Below are 18,251 nucleotides of genomic sequence, written 5' to 3'. Positions count from 1 at the left end.
CCTCCAGAATCGGTGTCGCACATTTACAAGTGTGCCGTAGTGCGACGGCCCGGAGAATGCGGGGTGTTACCTAGGGATTTTCCCTAGGTGCCGCTTACGGGATTGTCACAGACCGGAAAGGTTTGGGCCCCGGCCTCAAGTAGCGAAGCGGTAGGCCGCCAGCATGCCTCAGGCCCGCGCCATCGCCTGCATCCGGGCGATGATCTCCTCGGCCTGGAGCATGATGCGGTCGATCAGTTCCTGGCAGGTCGGGATGTCGTGGATCAGGCCGGCGACCATGCCGCAGCTCCATGCGCCCTCGTCCATCGCGCCTTCGGTCATGATCTTGGGGTATACCCCGGCGACCTCGGGCAGGATGTCCTGGATGGTGATGGCATCGCCCAGCTCCTTCTCCTTCTGGATCAGACGCTCGACCGCGGCGTTGTTGAGCACGCGCTCGGTGTTCCGCAAGGGCCGCATCACAAGGCGGGTGTCGAGTTCGCTCGCGGCGAGGATCGCCTGCTTCACGTTCTCGTGCACCGGGGCCTCCTTGGTGGCGATGAAGCGGGTGCCCATGTTCATCCCCTGCGCGCCCATCGCGAGGCTGGCGACAAGGCTGCGCCCGTCGGCCATGCCGCCGCTCGAGACGAAGGGGATTTCCAGCTCGTCCGCCGCGCGGGGGAGCAGGATGAAGTTGGGCACATCATCCTCGCCCGGGTGGCCGCCGCATTCGAACCCGTCGACGCTCACCGCGTCGCAGCCGATCTCCTGCGCCTTGAGGCTGTGGCGCACCGAGGTGCACTTGTGGATCACCTTGATCCCGGCATCCTTGAGCGGCGGCAGCAACTCGACCGGGTTGCGCCCGGCGGTCTCGACCACCTTCACCCCGCCATCGATCACCGCCTTCACCAGTCCCGGGTAGTCGGGCGGGGTCAGGGTCGGCAGGATGGTGAGGTTCACGCCGAAGGGCTTGTCGGTCATGTCCTTGCAGCGCGCGATCTCGTTCGCCAGCTTCTCGGGCGTGCCCTGCGTCAGCCCGGTGATGATCCCGAGCCCGCCCGCGTTGGAGACCGCCGCAGCCATCTCGGCAAAGCCGACATAGTGCATGCCCCCCTGGATGATCGGGTGCTGGATGCCGAACATTTCGGTGATCGCGGTCTTCATGGCGTGTCTCTCCCCTCGTGGATGCGTGTTTGCGGCCGAGACAAGCCCACTTGGCGCGCGCTTTCAAGCCCGCTTTTGGGGAGGCGCCCGACCGCGCGCGTGCGCCGTAGCGTCAGGAGCGGGACAAATTTCGCGCGGAGGCGGAAGGGGGGGAACCGGACGGCGGTGATGCGGTGGGATCGGTTCGCTCGCCGGCCGTCCGGCAGGATCGGCAATGCACCCGCGAGCGGCCTATCGCATTGATTCAGAGCAAAGCGCGCCGCCTCAGCCGCGCTTGAACACCAGCGTGAAGGTAACCGGCACCGCCGGCGTGATCGAGGGAAGCTGCGCCAAGGCGCGCAATTCGCCCAGCTCGTCGGTCAGGCCGAACATGTCGGTCGAGATTATGACGGGCGCAGTCGGCACCACCAGCACGCGGTCTTCGGCGGTGCGCGTGACGAGGACGTCGGTCTCGACATCGCTCGATGCGCCCTTGATCGTGACGTTCGCCTTGAGCGGGCGGGTGATGGACTGGCCCACCGCAAGGCCCGCAAAGGCCTTGGGATCGATGGTGGCGGTGACCGTCGCGGTGGGATTGTCGGCGACCGCGAAGAAGATCTCGCGCATCCGTTCGTTGCGGATTTCGACCCCGGTGTTGACCGAGGCCAGGTCGATCTCGAGGCTCGCGGTGCCATCGGCGGTGACCGTGCCGCGCAGCGTGTCGAAGCGGTTGTTCTCGGCCACCTCGCCCGCCTTGATGCTGACATAGCCGAGGCGCGAGGCGGCAGGATCGAGGGTCCAGGCGCTCTCGGTCACCGGCGCGGGCGAGGCCGTGGCATCGGCGACCGGCGCGTCCGCCTCGGGCCCGGCGCAGGCGGCGAGGCCCAGCATGAGGACAGCGGCGAGAGCGAGCGTGCGACGTTTCGGCATGGGATAGGCGATATGCGATTTGCGGGGGCTGCGGAAGAGGCCGATGCACGCAAAGCCCGCTAGAGGCGCTTCCCGATCGTCACCACGTCCTGCAACTCGTATCCCAGCGCATCATAGAAGCCGCGCGCACCCGCGTTGTCGCCGCGCACCATCAGCTGGATCTTCGGGCTGCCGATGGCCGATAGCCACTCCTCGGCGGCGCGCATCAGGCGCCGGCCGATGCCCTGCAGGCGCGATTCCGGTGCGGTGGCGAGGTAATAGACCCAGCCGCGGTGTCCGTCGAAGCCGACCATGACGCTAGCAATGATCGCGCCCTCCTGTTCGGCGAGCAGAACGGCAGAGGTCGCAGTCGCAAGGGCCAAGTCGAAATCGGCGCGCGGATCATTCCACGGGCGCGTCAGTCCGGCAGCCTCCCACAGGGCGACCACGGCCTCGCGGTCCCCTGCCAGTGCTGCGCGCAGGCTTACTCCCACTCGATCGTGCCCGGCGGCTTGCTGGTGTAGTCATAGACCACGCGGTTGATGCCCTTCACCTCGTTGACGATGCGGGTCGCCACGCGGGTGAGGAAGCCGGCGTCGAAGGGGAAGACGTCCGCGGTCATGCCGTCGGTCGAGGTCACGGCGCGCAGGGCGCAGACCGAATCGTAGGTGCGCCCGTCGCCCATCACGCCGACGGTCTTGACCGGCAGCAGCACCGCGAAGGCCTGCCAGATCGCGTCATAGAGGCCCGCATTGCGGATTTCCTCGAGGTAGATCGCGTCGGCCTTCCTCAGGATGTCGCAGCGTTCCTTGGTGACTTCACCGGGAATTCGGATCGCGAGGCCGGGGCCGGGGAAAGGATGGCGGCCGACGAAGGCATCAGGCAGGCCCAGCTCGCGGCCAAGATCACGGACCTCGTCCTTGAACAGTTCGCGCAAGGGCTCGACCAGCGCCATGTTCATGCGCTCGGGCAGGCCGCCGACATTGTGGTGGCTCTTGATCGTGACGCTCGGCCCGCCGGTAAAGGAGACAGACTCGATCACGTCAGGATAGAGCGTCCCCTGCGCGAGGAAATCGGCCCCGCCGATCTTCGCGGCCTCGGCCTCGAACACATCGATGAAGGTCTTGCCGATGAACTTGCGCTTGGCCTCGGGGTCGGTGAGGCCCGCAAGCCCGCCGAGGAACAGCGCCTCGGCCTCCACGTGGACGAGCGGGATGTTGTAGTGGTTCTTGAACAGGCTCACGACCTGTTCGGCCTCGCCCATGCGCATCAGCCCGTGGTCGACGAAGACACAGGTGAGCTGGTCGCCGATCGCCTCGTGGATCAGCACCGCGGCAACCGCCGAATCGACCCCGCCGGAAAGGCCGCAGATCACCCGCTTGTCGCCGACCTGCGCGCGGATCTCGGCGATCTTGGTCTGGCGGAACTCGGCCATCGTCCAGTCACCGCGCAACCCGCAGACATGGCGCACGAAGTTGGCGATCAGCTTCGCGCCATCGGGGGTGTGGACCACCTCGGGGTGGAACTGGGTGCCGTAGAACTTGCGCGCCTCGTCCGCGATCACCGCGAAGGGCGCGCCGTCGGAGGTGGCGACGATCTCGAAACCGGGGGCAAAGGCGGTGACCTTGTCGCCGTGGCTCATCCAGACCTGGTGCCGCTCGCCCACTTCCCAGAGGCCGTTGAACAGCGTGCACTCGGCGGTGACGGTAAGGAAGGCGCGGCCGAATTCGCCGCCCTCGCCGGTCTCGTGGCCGGGCCTGACCTCGCCGCCGAGCTGATGGGTCATCACCTGCTGGCCATAGCAGATGCCGAGGATCGGCAGCCCCGCCTCGAACAGCGCCTGCGGGGCGCGCGGGCTGCCGTCGTCGGGCACGCTCGCGGGGGAGCCGGACAGAATGATGCCCTTGGGCTGCATCCGCCGGAATGCGGCCTCGGCCTGGGTGAAGGGGGCGATCTCGGAATAGACCCCCGCCTCGCGCACCCGCCGGGCGATCAACTGGGTCACCTGCGACCCGAAGTCGATAATCAGGATGGAATCGGTGGCAGCGGACTCGCCGCTTGTGGGGTGCGCGCTCATGGCGGCGGATTAAGGAGCGCGCCCCCGCCTGTCCAGCATCGCCGCGCCCGCATCCGCAATTTTGCGGTGCAGCAGAAAATGCCGCGAGGGATTTCAGCGGGTTCCCGGAAAATCGCATGCATGCCGTTGCAATGATTGGAACCATTTTCGCGCTTTTCGCATTTGCACATCATTCTTGTGCACTGCACCAGAGTTTCAAACAGCAACCGAATGCCGGACAACGGCATCGATTTCCCGAAACCCTCTCTCAACTTTCGGAGTTTTCCCATGCGTTTCACTCTTCCGCTTATCGCTCTCGCCGCGCTTGCCAGTCCCGCCCTGGCCGATGACGTCGTCACCGTCCGCGTCGGTTACGGCGATGTCGACGTGACCACCCCCGAAGGTCGCGCCGCGCTCGAAGCGCGCATCGAGGCGCGCCTGAAGAAGGCCTGCAAGCTCGAAGCCGCCTCGCGCTACACCCACACCCGCAGCGCGGTGGACAGCAAGTGCGTCGCCGACGCTCGCGTGGCCGCCCGCGCCGAGATCGAGCGCGTCGCCGCTACCGAAGCGCGCAGCGGCCGCGAGGTTGCCGCCAACTGAGGCGCCAACCCGTTGATAAACAAGGCGGCCGCCGGAGCGATCCGGCGGCCGTTTTTGCGTCTCATGCATGCTTAATTGTTGCGTTTCATGCAATCGGGGATGGTGTTTTCGCATTTGAAATAGAGCCGCGGCAATACCACTTGGCCCCTTGAGCGATGCGGTGCCGGGCCCTCCTCTCCAACCCGGCAATTCCTAACCGACGCGTCGCCGGCGACACGGGCCGAAAACGGTCTTGTTGCCCGCCTGCCGACCGGTAGGACTGGCCAGCTCCCCCCTGCTTGGCCCTCCTGCCCCGTCACTGTCCGGCCCTGTGCCGGACATGCAGCGAAAGAGACGCGGCCACCGCCCTCCCCCCCCCTGAACTGGTGGCCGCGTCTTGAGCTGTTCCTGCCGATACAGCGCCTGCCCCGACCGCGCGCCGCCGCGCGGTGATTGCCTTTTTCGATTGCGCTGATGAATTATTTTCAGTCTTGTCGAGGATTGATTATTGCGCGCACGTGTTTATATGCTGCGCAGGCCGGAGCGGTCTCCTCTCTCTCCCCCTCCCCAGCGGATCGCTCCGGCTCCCCAACCACAACAAAACAGGGAAACAGAACCATGCGTATGATCAGCGAAAAGGCCGTTGCCTTGCTGCTCGCCGTTGTCATGAGCGGCACCGCGTTCCAGACGTTCATCGTCTAATCGCGCGAGCAGGCACACGCCTCGACCGGCCCGGTTCCTCACCAGAGGAGCCGGGCCGAGCTGTATCTGGAGCGTGATGACAAAAAGCGGGAACCGGTTTTTGTCGGCCGATCGCGCGACCACAAAGACCTAGTCGATCCCGCCGATCCGCTCGGCCTCGGCGCGCAGATCGGTCTTGAGGAGCTTGCCGATATGGCTGCGGGGCATCTCCGCGATCGGGTGCAGCGCCGCGAGCCGCTGGGTCTTGCCGAGCCGCGCGTTGACCGCCGCCAGGATCGCCGCGGGCTCCGCCGCGCCGTCCTTCAGCACCACGAAGCCCACCGGCGTCTCGCCCCAGGCGCGCGAGGGCACGCCGACCACCGCGGCCTCGGCCACGCCCGCCTCCTTCAGCAATTCGGCCTCGAGGTCGCTGGGATAGATGTTGAATCCCCCCGAGATGATCATGTCCTTGGCGCGGCCGACCAGCTCGACGAAACCCTCGGCATCGACGCGGCCGATATCGCCCATGCGCATCCACACCTCGCCCGTCGCGGGATCGGTCCACTGCGCCTCGGCGGTCTTGTCGGGGCGGTTCTTGTAGCCGCTCATCATGGTGAGGCTGCGGCCGACGAGGTTGCCGGGGGTGCCGGGCGGCACCTCGCGGTCCTCGTCGTCGAGCACCTTCAGCTCGCTCCCGGGCGCGGGGCGGCCGACGGTGTGGAGCTTGTCGGGGAATTCGTGGCACGCGAGCAGGCACACCACGCCGCCCTCGGTCATCGAATAGATCTCGATCAGCCCGCCCGGCATCCGCTTGAGCACTTCGCGCTTCAATTCGGCCGAGAAGGGCGCAGAGGTGCAGTATTTGAGCTTGAGGCTGGAGAGGTCGAAGTCGTCGAACCCTGCGAAATCCATCAGCCGCTGGTATTGCACCGGCACCAGCATGGTGATCGTCGTGCGATCGGCCTCGGCATGGGCGAGCCACTTGGCGCAGTCGAACTTGCCCATCACCCGCACGCATCCGCCCGCCAGCAGCACCGGCAGGAAGGCGACCATCGTGGTGTTCGAATAGAGCGGCGTCGAGGCGAGCGAGCGCACTTCGAGGCCTGCGCCGACATAGGACAGCGCGGTTGTCGCGAATTGCCGCCAGCGCATCTGGTGCGAATGGACGATGCCCTTGGGGATACCGGTCGTGCCGGAGGAGTAGATGATGTTGAACGGGTCTTTCGGCCCGGGAACGAAGTCCGGCGCGCGGCTGCCCGGAGGGGCCATCCACTGATCGATGCTTTCCAGCGGCACACGCTGGAGGTGGGCCATGAAATCCGGCCCCAGCTCCGCCGCCTTGGCCGCGTCGATGAAGAGGTGAATCGCCCCCGAATCCTTCGCCATGCCTTCGAGCTGTTCGGGCGACGCGCTGGTGGTGAGCGGCGCCGCCACGCCCCCGGCCCGCACTGCGGCGAGGAACACCAGCGCATATTCGACGGTCGAAGTGCCGAGGATCGCCACCGATTGCCCGCGCTGCAATCCCGTCTCGACCATCCGCGCCGCCAGCCGCTCGACGAGGCCGACCAGCTCGGCCCAGTAAACCTCGCGCTTCTCGTCAACGAGGGCGAGTTCGTCGCCCTTCACGCGGGACCATTGCATCAGGATGTCGGGGAAGTTGCCGAAAGGCTCGGCCAGCGCGGCTTGCGGATCGAAGGTCGTCATGGCGGCGCACTTTATGGCGGCCTGCGCGGTTGTCGAGCCTCAACTCCCGCCCAATGCTCCCAGCCCGAAGGCGAGCACGACGCCCAGAGCGGTCGCGACGCCGGCGAGGTTGTGATCCTCGCGATAGGCCTTGGGGAAGACTTCGGTCGCAAGGCTCGCGACCACGGCGCCTGCGGCAAAGCAGCGGATCGCCGCCAGCACATGCTCGCTCACGCCTTCGAGCGCGAGGTTGCCGATCAGGGCGGCGGCCGAGAGCAGCAGCGCGGTGCCCGCCCACAGCAGCATGATCCTACCCCTGCTCTCCCCCGACCCCGCCATGTCGCGCGCGCTGCCGGCGGCTTCGGGGAGGTTCGAGAGCAGGATCGATCCCGCGAGCGCCGCCACTTCCAAGGGCTGCGCCCCGATCAGCGCGACGCCGAGCGCGAGGTTCTCCGGCACCCCGTCCAACGTGATCGCGGCGAGCAGCCCCCCGCCCGATTGCCCGCCCCATTTCTCGTCGATCAGGTAGTCGATCCCCGCAAAGGTGACCGCCCCCGCCAGCACGCCGAGCATCGCCACCATCACCGAACTGCGCTCGATCGAGGGCTCGATCAGCTCGCTTACGACCGACAGCAGCAGCGCCCCGCCTGCGAGCGCGACGACGAAGCCCTCGGTCTTGCGGCCGAGCTTGCCGTAGAGGCCCCACGCCGCCCCCGCGAGCAGCGCGCCCGACACCACGGCAATCACGATCAGCGTCAGCATCATGGCGGGGTTACACGCGGGCACGCGCAAATGTTGCATGGCCGCGCTCACCCGTGGCAGGAGCCTTGGCGAGGGAGAGAGCCATGATGATCCGCCGTGCCTGCCTGTCCGCGCTTGCTGCGCTGACCGCGTCGCAACCTGCTGCCGCGGATGGCGATGCGCCGAAATCGCACGTGGTGGTGGCCGTCGCCCATCCCGATGACGAGCTGTTCATGGCCCCCGCCATCGCCGCGCTTGCGAGAGAGGGACACCGCGTGACGATCGTCCAGGCGACACCGGGCGATGCCGGGCCCGGGGTTTCCGACTTCTCCAAGGGCGAGGCGCTCGCCGCCGTGCGCCGCGGCGAGGCGCAATGCTCGGGCACGGCGCTCGGGGCGGCCGAGGTCGTCAACCTCGGCTTCGGCGACGGCAAGCTGGCCGAGCACGTGCGCGACGGATCGCTGGCGAAGGCGCTGGCCCCGCATGTGACGGGAGCCGCGACCGTGCTGACATGGGGCCCGGACGGCGGCTATGGCCATGCCGACCACCGCCTCGTGAGCGCCATCGCAACCCAGATCCTGCAGGCCCGCCCCGCCGGCGAGCGCCCCGCGCTGCTCTATGTCGGCATCGCGTCAGGCGCTCTCCCGCAGGTGGCCGAAATGGCCGACTGGGCGGTGACCGATCCGGCGCTGCTGACGCAGACCATCGCCTACACCCCCGCCGATCTCGCCGCCGCCAAGGCCGCCGCGCTGTGCCACGTCACCCAGTTTCCCGAGGCGAGCCGCCAGGGCATGATGGGCCTGTTCGATGCGACCATGTGGCGCGGCAAGGTGCATTTCCGCCCCGCCTTCTAAACCACTCGTCGACCCCTCCCGAACTCCCGTGGAAAAGCGGCCCTCGGGGGCGTCCCGCAGTTGGGTTTCCCTCCTCAAGCCCCTATATGATGGGCCATGGACGAGAACACCAACCAACCCCCCGCAAAGCTGCCCAACGCCAACGAATATGGCGCGGATTCCATCAAGGTTTTGAAGGGCCTCGACGCGGTCCGCAAGCGGCCGGGGATGTATATCGGCGACACCGACGACGGCAGCGGCCTGCACCACATGGTGTTCGAGGTCAGCGACAACGCGATCGACGAGGCGCTGGCGGGGCATTGCGACCTCGTTCTGATCGAATTGAACCCCGACGGCTCGGTCTCGGTCGAAGATAACGGGCGCGGCATTCCGACCGGCATGCACTCGGAAGAGGGGGTCTCGGCGGCCGAGGTCATCATGACCCAGCTCCACGCGGGCGGGAAGTTCGAGAACACCTCGGACGACAATGCCTACAAGGTTTCGGGCGGCCTCCACGGCGTGGGCGTGTCGGTGGTGAATGCGCTGTCCGAATGGCTCGAGCTCACCATCTGGCGCGATGGGCAGGAACACTGGATGCGCTTCGAGCATGGCGACGCCGTCGGTCCGCTCAAGGTCGTCGCCGATGCGCCCAAGTCGGATCGCAATGCAGACGCCAACGGCTTCAAGAAGGGCACCCGCGTCACCTTCAAGGCCAGCCACGAGACCTTCAAGAACGTCACAGAGTTCGATTTCGAGAAGCTCGAGCACCGCTACCGCGAGCTTGCCTTCCTCAACTCCGGCGTGCGCATCAAGCTGCGCGACAAGCGCCATGAAGAGCCGCTGGAACACGATCTCTATTACGAGGGCGGGATCGCCGCCTTCGTGAAGTATCTCGATCGCAACAAGCAGCCGCTGATCCCCGAGCCGATCGCCGTCTCGGCGGAAAAGGACGGGATCGGGATCGACGTCGCGCTCGAATGGAACGATTCCTACTACGAGAACGTCCTCGCCTTCACCAACAACATCCCCCAGCGCGACGGGGGCACGCACCTTGCGGCCTTCCGCGCCGCGCTGACCCGCACGCTCAACAACTATGCCGAGCGGTCGGGGATGCTGAAGAAGGAAAAGGTCAGCCTCTCGGGCGAGGACATGCGCGAAGGTCTCACCGCCATCGTCAGCGTCAAGCTGCCCGACCCCAAGTTCTCCAGCCAGACCAAGGACAAGCTGGTCAGCTCGGAAGTGCGCTCGCCGCTCGAGACGCTGATGGGCGAGAAGATGACCGAGTGGCTGGAGGAAAACCCCAACGAGGCCCGCGCGATCATCCAGAAGATCATCGACGCCGCCGCCGCCCGCGAAGCCGCGCGCCGCGCGCGCGAGATGAGCCGCAAGGGCGCGATGAGCGTCGCCTCGCTGCCGGGCAAGCTCGCCGATTGTCAGGAACGCGATCCGGCCAAGTCCGAACTGTTCCTGGTCGAGGGCGATTCCGCAGGCGGCTCGGCCAAGCAGGGGCGTGACCGCAAGACGCAGGCGATCCTGCCGCTGAAGGGCAAGATCCTCAACGTCGAGCGTGCGCGGTTCGACCGGATCATCTCCTCGAAGGAAGTCGGCACCCTGATCCAGGCGATGGGCACCGGCATCCGCGACGAGTTCAACCTCGAGAAGCTGCGCTACCACAAGATCGTCATCATGACCGACGCGGACGTGGACGGGGCGCATATCCGCACGCTGCTGCTGACCTTCTTCCATCGCCAGATGCCCGAGATCATCAAGGGCGGGCACCTGTTCATCGCCCAGCCGCCGCTGTTCAAGGTCTCGAAGGGCCGCAGCGAGGTCTATCTCAAGGATCAGGCCGCGCTCGATCGCTATCTGGTCGATGCCGGGCTGCAGGGCCGCGTGCTGGAGACGTCCGGCGGCACCCGCGGCGCGGAAGAGCTGCGTTCGCTGGTCGACGGGGCGCTGCGCCTCAAGAACCTCCTCGCCTTCGTGCCGCGCCGCTATGACAGCGGGATCGTGGAGCAGATGGCGCTGGTCGGCGCGCTCGAGCCGGGTCTGGCGGGCGAAGCGCTCGCCGCAGCGCTGAACCGTGCCGCCGGGCGTCTGGGCGCCGGCGACCGCGAGGCACGCTGGTCGGCCTCGCAGCGTGAGGATGGCACCGTGGTGTTCGAGCGCCTATGGCGCGGCGTCACCGACGTCCACGAAATCGACGCGCGCTTCCTCTCCAGTACCGAGGCGCACAAGCTCCACGGTCTCGCCGCCGCGCAGGCCGAAGCCTATGCCGAGCCGGTCAAGCTGGTGCGCGCCGGTGCCGAGGCCGAAGAGCCCGAGCCCGAGGCCGCGCCTGCCTCCGGCGATCCGCTCGCCGGCGAGGTCGAGGAAGCGGCTCCCGCGCCCGTCGCCACCGTCGACGGCACGATCAGCCGCCCGAGCCAGCTGCTCGAGGCGATCTTCGCCGCCGGGCGCAAGGGTCTCTCGATCGCCCGCTACAAGGGCCTCGGCGAAATGAACGCCGAGCAGCTGTGGGAGACCACGCTCGACCCCGAAGCGCGCGTGCTGTTGCAGGTGAAGGTCGAGGATGCCGATGTGACCGACGAAATCTTCACGCGCCTGATGGGCGACATCGTCGAACCGCGCCGCGAGTTCATCCAGGATAATGCGCTCAACGTCGCCAACCTCGACGTCTAGGGCCCGGAAGGACAGCATGGCCGCCCAGCCCAACCGCACCGGAGACCTGCAACAGGCAAGCTTCCTGACCATCCTCGTGGTGGTCAGCCTGCTGATGGCGGTGATCGTCTATCCCTTCGCCCAGCCACTGCTGTGGGCGGCGCTGGCGGCGATCATGTTCCAGCCGCTGTACCGCAATGTCCTGCGGCGGCTGCGCGGGCGCCGGAACCCGGCGGCAGGGCTGAGCCTGCTGATCATCTTCATCCTCGTGCTGGTCCCCGCCGCGTGGATCGCCTCGATGGTGGTGGAGCAGGCGATCGTGCTGATCTCGACGCTCCAGCAGAAGCCGATCGATCTCGCCGCGCTGTTCGACACGGTCTACACTTCGCTCCCGAAATTCGCGCGCGAGGCGGTGGACCGCAGCGGCTGGGCCGATATCGTCATGGTGCAGACCAAGGTGCAGGACCTCCTCACCGAAAGCGCCGGGATGATCGCCAGTCAGGCGGTCTCGATCGGCAGCGGGGCGCTGAGCTTCTTCCTGTCCTTCGGCGTCGGGCTCTACGTCATGTTCTTCCTGCTGCGCGATGGCGAGCGGATCGGGCGGACCGTGCTGTGCGCCGTTCCGGTGGAGCGCAGCATCGCCGACCGGCTGGCGGAGCGCTTCCTCGGCATCGTGCGCGCGACCATCAAGGGCACCGGCGTCGTGGCGCTGGTGCAGGGCGCGCTCGGATGGATCACGCTGCTGATCGCAGGCGTGCCCTCGGCGCTGCTGTTCGGCGTGCTGATGACGATCTTTGCGCTTGTCCCCGTGATCGGCGCGGGGGCGGTGTGGCTTCCAGCGGGGCTCTACCTGCTGGTCACCGGCGCGACGTGGCAGGGCGTGTTCGTGCTGCTGGTCGGCTTCTTCATCATCTCCTCGGCCGACAACGTGCTGCGCCCCATTCTGGTCGGCCGCGACACCGGCATTCCGGACTGGATCATCCTCATCACCACGCTCGGCGGCATCAGTCTCGTCGGCTTCTCGGGCATCGTGCTGGGGCCGCTGGTGGCGGGCCTGTTCCTCGCCAGCTGGTCGATCCTGCGCGAACAGCGCGAGGAGGACGAGGAAGCGCTGCGGCAGGATGACAGCGACATCCACGTCGATGTCTCGGGCCACGCGCCCGATCCGGCCTGACGGCAGTGCAGTACCTCGTCAGACCCGGCTCGCGCGGCGAGGCCATCGGGCGGCTGGTCGTCGCCGGGCTGATCGTGACCATGCTGCCCGCGCTGCCTTTCGGCGAGTTCCTGTCCTATCCCTTTTTCATCCTGACGACGTGGTTCCACGAGATGGGGCACGGGTTGACCGCACTCGCGCTTGGCCAGCATTTCGAGCAGCTGGTGATCTTCCCCAACGGATCGGGCGTCGCCGAGAACCACGTGGCGGGCGACGCACCGCGTTATGTGCAGGCCGTGATTGCCGCGGGTGGCCCGCTCGCGCCCGCAGCCGCCGGGGCGGGGCTGATCGTTGCCAGCGCGCACCCGCGCGCGTGGCGGCCGGTGCTGGCGCTGGTGGCGGCGGTGATAATCGCGAGCACGGTCATCTGGGTGCGTTCGGCCACCGGCTGGTGGGCGCTGCCGCTCGCCGCCGCGATCATCGCTCTCGTCGCGTGGCGCGGTTCGGCCGGCTTCCTGCGCTTCAGCCTCCAGTTCCTCGGCCTGATGGCGGCGCTGAGTGCCTTGAGCGACTGGCACTACCTGTTCACCGAGGAAGTCGTGCTCGGCGGGCAGGCGATGCTGTCGGACACCGGCGCGATCGCGTCGGTCGCGGGGCTGCCGCACTGGATCTGGGCGGGCGTCCTGCTGCTGGTCTCGGCCACCATGACCGGCGCGGCGCTGCGCTATGCCCTCGCCGACAAGCGTCTGGGCCCGCCGCCGAGGAAGCTCCCGGCCAACGTCCTGCAGTTCAAGCGCGATCCCCGTCGCTGAGAGCGTCGCTGACGCTTTGGCCAGTCCCGCAGCGCGCCGCTACGCTGTAGCCTTGCGTCCATGGACCTGACCGAACTCGCCGACCGGCTCGCCATTGCCGAGACTCTCGCGCTCTATTGCCGTGGCATCGACCGCTGCGATCCCGAACAGCTCGCCGCCGCCTTCACGCCCGACGCGGTGATCGACTATGGCGACGGCGCGCGCCCGATTGCCGAGGTGATCCCCGGGCTGATGGCGGGCCTCGGCACGATGCGGCTGACCCAGCACAACATCAGCAACACCGTGATGCGCATCGCCGGAGACAGCGCCAAGGCCGAGACCAACTGCGTCGCGCTCCACATCATCCCGGCACCGGAGGGCGAAGTCGAGATGGTGGTCGGCGGCCGCTACCTCGACACCCTCGCGCGCCGCGAGGGCCGCTGGCTGATCGCCGAGCGGCTCTACGTGATGGACTGGAACCGCACGACGCCCGCCACGATGACACTGGAAGGCGGCCTGTTCGACGGCCTCCAGCGCCGTGGCGCACGCGGCGACGAGGATCCCTCTACGGCGTGGTGGAGCGAGGCTTAGGACGCCACCTTCAGCGTGTTCACGCCCGAGGCATCCGCCCCTGCCTCGCCCGACAGGCCGATGAACATCGTGTCGACGATCCGCGCCAGCTTCTGCTCGGTGAGCTTGTCGCCGAGATAGATCAGTGCGTCAGGCAGGGTGTAGTTGCTGATCATCTGGTTGATCAGCGACAGCGCCTCGTCGATCTCCAGCCCGCCGAAGAAGCCTTCGGCCTGCGCTTCGGCGATCAGCTCGCACAGGTAGTGGTCGGCAAGGTCGACATAGCTGCGCACCCGCTCGAAATTTGCCGCGCCCATCTCGCACAGGATCGTGAAGAAGTGCGGGTCCTCGCGGAAGCGCGCCTGCGAGATCAGGAAGCGGCGACGGAAGAACTCGAACATCTTGCGCTGCGGGGGCAGGCCCGATGCGAGCACCTCCTCCATCACCGCCATGTGCGGGGCGAGCCACGTCTGTGCGACGGCATCGAACAGGTCGTCGTAATCGGAAAACAGCGCTTCGAACCGGGCGCGGGTCAGGCCGCTTTCGGCCATCGCCACGGTCCACGGCACTTCCGCGCCGCGTTCCTTGACCAGATCGAGCACATGACGCGCGATACGTTCGCGCTCGGCTTCCCGGGCCGTGTCGGTCAATGGCATGTCGCTCGCGCCTCCTCGCGCGGAAAGCAACATAGGCCAACCGCGAGCGGGCTTAAAGGGCCGCTCGTCGATTTTTGTGCGACGCAGCAACGGAAATGTCATGTCCGGGAGACGGTTGGCCGCCGTTCCAGTTCCGCGCGATCATGCTTTGGGGGGCATGGGCAGGAAGGCCGAGGTGCGCCGCTTGTACTCGGCGTATTTGTCGCCCTTGGACTTGTCGAGGCCCTTTTCCAGCAGCGTCACGCCCGACCATTTGGTCAGCGTGAAGCTGAGGAACAGCGGGCCGACGACGGTCGCCGCCGCATATTCCCAGCCCGCCGCAGAGCAGGCGATCCAGATGCCCCACCATGCGGCGAAGTCGCCGAAATAGTTGGGATGGCGGGTGTAGCGCCACAGGCCCGTATCGAGCACCTTGCCGTGATTGGCCGGGTCCGCCTTGAAGCGGGCGAGCTGCCAGTCGCCGACCCATTCGAAGAACACGCCGACACTCCACACGGCAAAGCCCACCCACGCCAGCGGCGGGATCGGGGCGGGCGCGCCGCTCGCGAGGATGCCGACCTGCGCGGGGCTCGAGACCATGAACAGCAGCACCGCCTGCATCAGCCAGACCTTGGTCAGCGCGGCCTGGGCGAAGCGCCCGGCCTCGCGGTCCTTCTTGAGGATCATCCGGTAGCGCTTGTCCTCGCCCTCGCGGCGCCAGCGCAGAAAGAGGTAGATGCCGAGCCGGAAGCCCCAGGCGGCGGTCATGGCGAAGATCAGCGTGGCGAGCGCCCCCGGCCCGCCGCGCACGTGGAGCCAGCTCGCTAGCGCGAGGATGCCCATGCCTGCGCCCCAAAAGGCGTCGATGAAGCTGACATCGCCGATCTTCACGCTGATCGCCCACTGGACCAGCACCAGCACGATCAGGATCGCGGCGTTGACCGCGAGGAGTTCAAACATCGTTCTTGCCCGCGATGATGTCGCGCGCCTGCTGTTCCAGCACCTTGAAGCGCTCGTAATCGGGGAGTTTGGAGCGGAACCACTCGGCGATCTTGAGCAGGTCCTCGCCGTAATTGCCGGTCGGGATCATCGGCGGGCCGAAGCTGATGCGCTTCTTCGCATTGTCGGCAAAGGCGGGGACGATCGGGACATTGGCTGCGCGGGCGATGTGGTAGAAGCCCGACTTCCACTTGCCGTCGGTCTTGCGCGTGCCCTCGCAGGCGATCACCAGCGCAAGCTCGTCGCGCGCGGCGAATTCGGCGGCAACCTGCTCGGTGGCGTTGAGGCGGCTGCGGCGGTCGACGGGGAGGCCCCCCATGTCGAGCATGAAGCGCGTCATCGGCCACTGGAACAGCGTGTGCTTGCCCATGAAGTTGGGGCGGATGCCCTCTTCATGGGTGGCGCCGGTGAAGAACACGAAGTCCCAGTTGGAGGTATGCGGCGCGCCGGCGAGCACGAACTTCTTGAGATGCTTGGGCAGCGGGTCCTCGATCTTCCACCCGCGGATGTACCAGATCGCAAGTATGATGCGGCGCACGATGCGCGAAAGGATCGAGGGCGCACGGGCGTGCGCGGCGGCGGTCGGCATATGCGGCAATGTCCCTGCCCTCTCCCAAAAGGCTTGAAGTGCTTGTGGCCTAACTTGGGTTAGCTACGCAAGGGGGTGGGGGAGGGTTTCATGACGCGTCAAACGTGGCTTTAGACCGAGCATGACTTTCCGGCGCATAACCCGAATGTATGCCAGCAGGAACCAGAGCCGGATCATAGCTATCTGCGCCATGAACAGGTAAAAATATAGAAACCCCCTAAGCACTTCCTTAGAAAGTATAAATTTTTCTGAATTTATAATCGCAATTGTAAAAACAAAAGACGCTAAAGCGTACAAAATAAACTGTAATGCTCTTGATCCAAGTACAGCGATAAAAAATGTTTGATCTCTCAAACAGAGCATTCTCATCCGTCTACTCTTCAAAATCTCCCGAATTACAAAGTTTCTACCCCTCTCATGCCAAAGAGAATTTGTAAATCGCCATACAAACTTCACAGCTTCGATCGCGAAGATTATAGATGTAATTGCGCCGCCAATAACCCCCATCTGAACCATCAGATCATAAAGCTCAGATAAGGTCAGCATATCTACATCCTGAATACGCCAAATTTGGGCTGCTCGGCGATAGGTGCCTCAAGGCAGGCCGCAAACGCAAGCCCCAGCACATCGCGGGTCTGCACCGGGTCGACCACGCCGTCGTCCCACAGGCGGGCGGTGGCGTAGTAGGGGTTGCCTTCGTCTTCGTATTTCTGGCGGATCGGCTGCTTGAAGGCCTCGGCCTGCTCCGGGGTCCAGCTTTCGGCGTCGCGGTGCACGGTGGCGAGCACCGATGCCGCCTGCTCGCCGCCCATCACGCTGATGCGCGCGTTGGGCCAGGTGAACAGGAAGCGGGGCGAGTAGGCGCGGCCGCACATCCCGTAGTTCCCCGCGCCGAAGCTCCCGCCGATCACCACGGTGACCTTGGGCACCGTCGCGGTCGCCACGGCGGTGACGAGCTTCGCCCCGTGCTTGGCGATGCCCTCTGCCTCGTATTTCCCGCCGACCATGAAGCCGCTGATATTCTGGAGGAACAGCAAGGGGATGCGCCTCTGGCAGGCCAGCTCTATGAAGTGCGCGCCCTTCTGCGCGCTTTCCGAAAACAGCACGCCGTTGTTGGCGAGGATCGCGACCGGCATCCCCCAGATATGCGCGAACCCGCACACCAGCGTGCTGCCGTAATGCGCCTTGAACTCGTGGAACTCGGAGCCGTCGACCAGCCGCGCGATCACTTCCTTGACGTCGTAAGGCGCACGCACGTCCTCGGGGATGAGGGCGTAGAGATCCTCGGCATCGAACTTAGGGGGGCGCGGGTCCTTGAGCGCGACGTCCTTCGCCGCCCCGGTGTTCGCGCCGAGGTGCGAGACGATGTCGCGCACGATGGTGAGCGCGTGCTCGTCGTTCTCGGCCAAGTGATCGACCACGCCGGACTTCCTGGCGTGCAGGTCACCACCGCCGAGGTCTTCAGCGGTGATCTCCTCGCCCGTCGCGGCTTTCACCAGCGGCGGGCCGGCAAGGAAGATCGTGCCCTGGTTGCGCACAATCACCGTCTCGTCGGACATGGCGGGCACGTAGGCGCCCCCCGCGGTGCAGGAGCCCATGACGCAGGCGATCTGCGGGATGCCCAGGGCGGACATGTTCGCCTGATTGAAGAAGATGCGGCCGAAATGGTCGCGGTCCGGAAAGACCTCGGCCTGATGCGGCAGGTTCGCCCCGCCGCTGTCGACCAGATAGATGCACGGCAGGCGGTTTTCTGCCGCGATCTCCTGCGCCCTCAGGTGCTTCTTGACCGTCATCGGGTAATAGGTGCCGCCCTTCACGGTCGCGTCGTTGCACACGATCATGCACTGCCGCCCCGAGACTCGCCCCACGCCGGTGATGATCGATGCGCCGTTGACGTCGCCCTCATACATCCCGTTCGCCGCCAGCTGCCCGACCTCCAGAAAGGGTGAACCCGGATCGAGCAGCCGCTCCACCCGCTCGCGGGGGAGCAACTTGCCGCGGCTGACATGCCGCTCGCGATGCTTCTCCGGCCCGCCGAGCGCCGCCTCGGCCACCCGCGCGCGGAGCTCCTGCGCGAGGGCATGGTTGTGCGCGAAGCGGGCCTTGGCCTCGGGGCTCTCGCGGTCGAGCTTGGTGGTGAGGGTGGGGGCGGTCATTCTAAATCTCTCCGTCATGCTGAACTTGTTTCAGCATCCATTTCTCGTCTCGCACCGGCTGTTCTTGTCTGTGCGATGGACCCTGAAACAAGT

The 18,251-nt window shown here is 66.4% G+C and carries 18 protein-coding genes; 7 read left to right on the top strand and 11 right to left on the bottom strand.

The features are described from left to right. Positions 1-168 precede the first annotated feature (168 nt). The 4 genes from BZF57_RS15570 to guaA all read right to left on the bottom strand — a co-directional run bounded on the left by BZF57_RS15570 (position 169) and on the right by guaA (position 4,108). Complete coding sequence (locus BZF57_RS15570; protein WP_086739679.1) at positions 169-1,143, bottom strand: NAD(P)H-dependent flavin oxidoreductase; 975 nt, start codon at positions 1,141-1,143, stop codon at positions 169-171. Between the two features lie 264 nt (positions 1,144-1,407). After that, positions 1,408-2,052, bottom strand: coding sequence for a YceI family protein (locus tag BZF57_RS15565; RefSeq protein ID WP_086739676.1), 645 nt, complete (start codon positions 2,050-2,052; stop codon positions 1,408-1,410). Positions 2,053-2,111: 59 nt separating this feature from the next. Next, positions 2,112-2,525 carry a GNAT family acetyltransferase gene (locus tag BZF57_RS15560; RefSeq protein WP_086739673.1) on the bottom strand — a complete coding sequence of 138 codons (414 nt, stop codon included), beginning with the start codon at positions 2,523-2,525 and terminating at the stop codon, positions 2,112-2,114. Continuing rightward, positions 2,516-4,108, bottom strand: coding sequence for a glutamine-hydrolyzing GMP synthase (guaA, locus tag BZF57_RS15555; RefSeq protein ID WP_086739671.1), 1,593 nt, complete (start codon positions 4,106-4,108; stop codon positions 2,516-2,518). The genes BZF57_RS15560 and guaA overlap by 10 nt, the downstream gene beginning before the upstream one ends. 267 nt (positions 4,109-4,375) lie before the next feature. Here guaA and BZF57_RS15550 point away from each other — a divergent pair, with 267 nt between their 5' ends. Both BZF57_RS15550 and BZF57_RS20865 read left to right on the top strand, forming a co-directional pair. Continuing rightward, positions 4,376-4,687 carry a UrcA family protein gene (locus BZF57_RS15550; RefSeq protein WP_162291029.1) on the top strand — a complete coding sequence of 104 codons (312 nt, stop codon included), beginning with the start codon at positions 4,376-4,378 and terminating at the stop codon, positions 4,685-4,687. A gap of 453 nt (positions 4,688-5,140) precedes the next feature. Beyond that, a complete protein-coding gene (locus BZF57_RS20865; RefSeq protein WP_143738519.1) occupies positions 5,141-5,368 on the top strand; it encodes a hypothetical protein in 228 nt (75 codons plus the stop codon). 129 nt (positions 5,369-5,497) lie between these two features. On the opposite strand, the gene BZF57_RS15545 is transcribed toward BZF57_RS20865, so the two are convergent. Together BZF57_RS15545 and BZF57_RS15540 are read right to left on the bottom strand one after the other, a co-directional pair. Further along, entirely contained in the window at positions 5,498-7,051 is a 1,554-nt protein-coding gene (locus tag BZF57_RS15545) for a class I adenylate-forming enzyme family protein (RefSeq protein ID WP_086739666.1), read from the bottom strand. 39 nt (positions 7,052-7,090) lie between these two features. After that, positions 7,091-7,831, bottom strand: a complete 741-nt coding sequence (locus BZF57_RS15540) for a ZIP family metal transporter (RefSeq protein WP_240506013.1) — start codon at positions 7,829-7,831, stop codon at positions 7,091-7,093. Between the two features lie 44 nt (positions 7,832-7,875). On the opposite strand from BZF57_RS15540, the gene BZF57_RS15535 reads away from it, so the two are divergent. The 5 genes from BZF57_RS15535 (at position 7,876) to BZF57_RS15515 (ending at position 13,800) form a co-directional block, all read left to right on the top strand. Beyond that, complete coding sequence (locus tag BZF57_RS15535; RefSeq protein ID WP_086739662.1) at positions 7,876-8,625, top strand: PIG-L deacetylase family protein; 750 nt, start codon at positions 7,876-7,878, stop codon at positions 8,623-8,625. Positions 8,626-8,721: 96 nt separating this feature from the next. After that, positions 8,722-11,286 (top strand): DNA topoisomerase (ATP-hydrolyzing) subunit B, encoded by a 2,565-nt coding sequence (gene gyrB / locus BZF57_RS15530; RefSeq protein WP_086739660.1) that lies wholly within the window; start codon positions 8,722-8,724, stop codon positions 11,284-11,286. A 16-nt stretch (positions 11,287-11,302) separates the two neighbouring features. Further along, the gene (locus BZF57_RS15525) at positions 11,303-12,439 is read left to right on the top strand and encodes an AI-2E family transporter (RefSeq protein WP_086739649.1); all 1,137 of its coding nucleotides are present in this window, start codon (positions 11,303-11,305) and stop codon (positions 12,437-12,439) included. A gap of 5 nt (positions 12,440-12,444) precedes the next feature. After that, on the top strand, positions 12,445-13,230 hold the full coding sequence (locus BZF57_RS15520; RefSeq protein ID WP_086739647.1) for a M50 family metallopeptidase: 786 nt from the start codon (positions 12,445-12,447) through the stop codon (positions 13,228-13,230). Between the two features lie 60 nt (positions 13,231-13,290). Next, positions 13,291-13,800: a nuclear transport factor 2 family protein gene (locus BZF57_RS15515; RefSeq protein ID WP_086739645.1), complete on the top strand. Its 510-nt coding sequence runs from the start codon at positions 13,291-13,293 to the stop codon at positions 13,798-13,800. Here the strand turns inward: BZF57_RS15515 and BZF57_RS15510 are convergent. The 5 genes from BZF57_RS15510 to BZF57_RS15490 form a co-directional block, all read right to left on the bottom strand. Then, entirely contained in the window at positions 13,797-14,435 is a 639-nt protein-coding gene (locus BZF57_RS15510; protein ID WP_086739643.1) for a TetR/AcrR family transcriptional regulator, read from the bottom strand. The two genes, BZF57_RS15515 and BZF57_RS15510, sit on opposite strands and share 4 nt — an antisense overlap. 141 nt (positions 14,436-14,576) lie before the next feature. Beyond that, positions 14,577-15,374 carry a DUF1295 domain-containing protein gene (locus BZF57_RS15505; RefSeq protein ID WP_086739641.1) on the bottom strand — a complete coding sequence of 266 codons (798 nt, stop codon included), beginning with the start codon at positions 15,372-15,374 and terminating at the stop codon, positions 14,577-14,579. After that, on the bottom strand, positions 15,367-16,002 hold the full coding sequence (locus tag BZF57_RS15500; RefSeq protein ID WP_086739639.1) for a lysophospholipid acyltransferase family protein: 636 nt from the start codon (positions 16,000-16,002) through the stop codon (positions 15,367-15,369). Before BZF57_RS15500 ends, BZF57_RS15505 begins: the two co-directional genes overlap by 8 nt. A 63-nt stretch (positions 16,003-16,065) precedes the next feature. Beyond that, positions 16,066-16,548, bottom strand: a complete 483-nt coding sequence (locus BZF57_RS15495) for a hypothetical protein (RefSeq protein WP_086739637.1) — start codon at positions 16,546-16,548, stop codon at positions 16,066-16,068. Positions 16,549-16,550: 2 nt separating this feature from the next. Next, complete coding sequence (locus BZF57_RS15490; protein WP_086739634.1) at positions 16,551-18,158, bottom strand: carboxyl transferase domain-containing protein; 1,608 nt, start codon at positions 18,156-18,158, stop codon at positions 16,551-16,553. Positions 18,159-18,251 lie beyond the last annotated feature (93 nt).

This window comes from Erythrobacter colymbi (assembly GCF_002155685.1).
Classification (GTDB): domain Bacteria; phylum Pseudomonadota; class Alphaproteobacteria; order Sphingomonadales; family Sphingomonadaceae; genus Erythrobacter; species Erythrobacter colymbi.
Note: the sequence above shows the minus strand (reverse complement) of the source record. Positions and strands in the feature narration are given on the sequence as shown.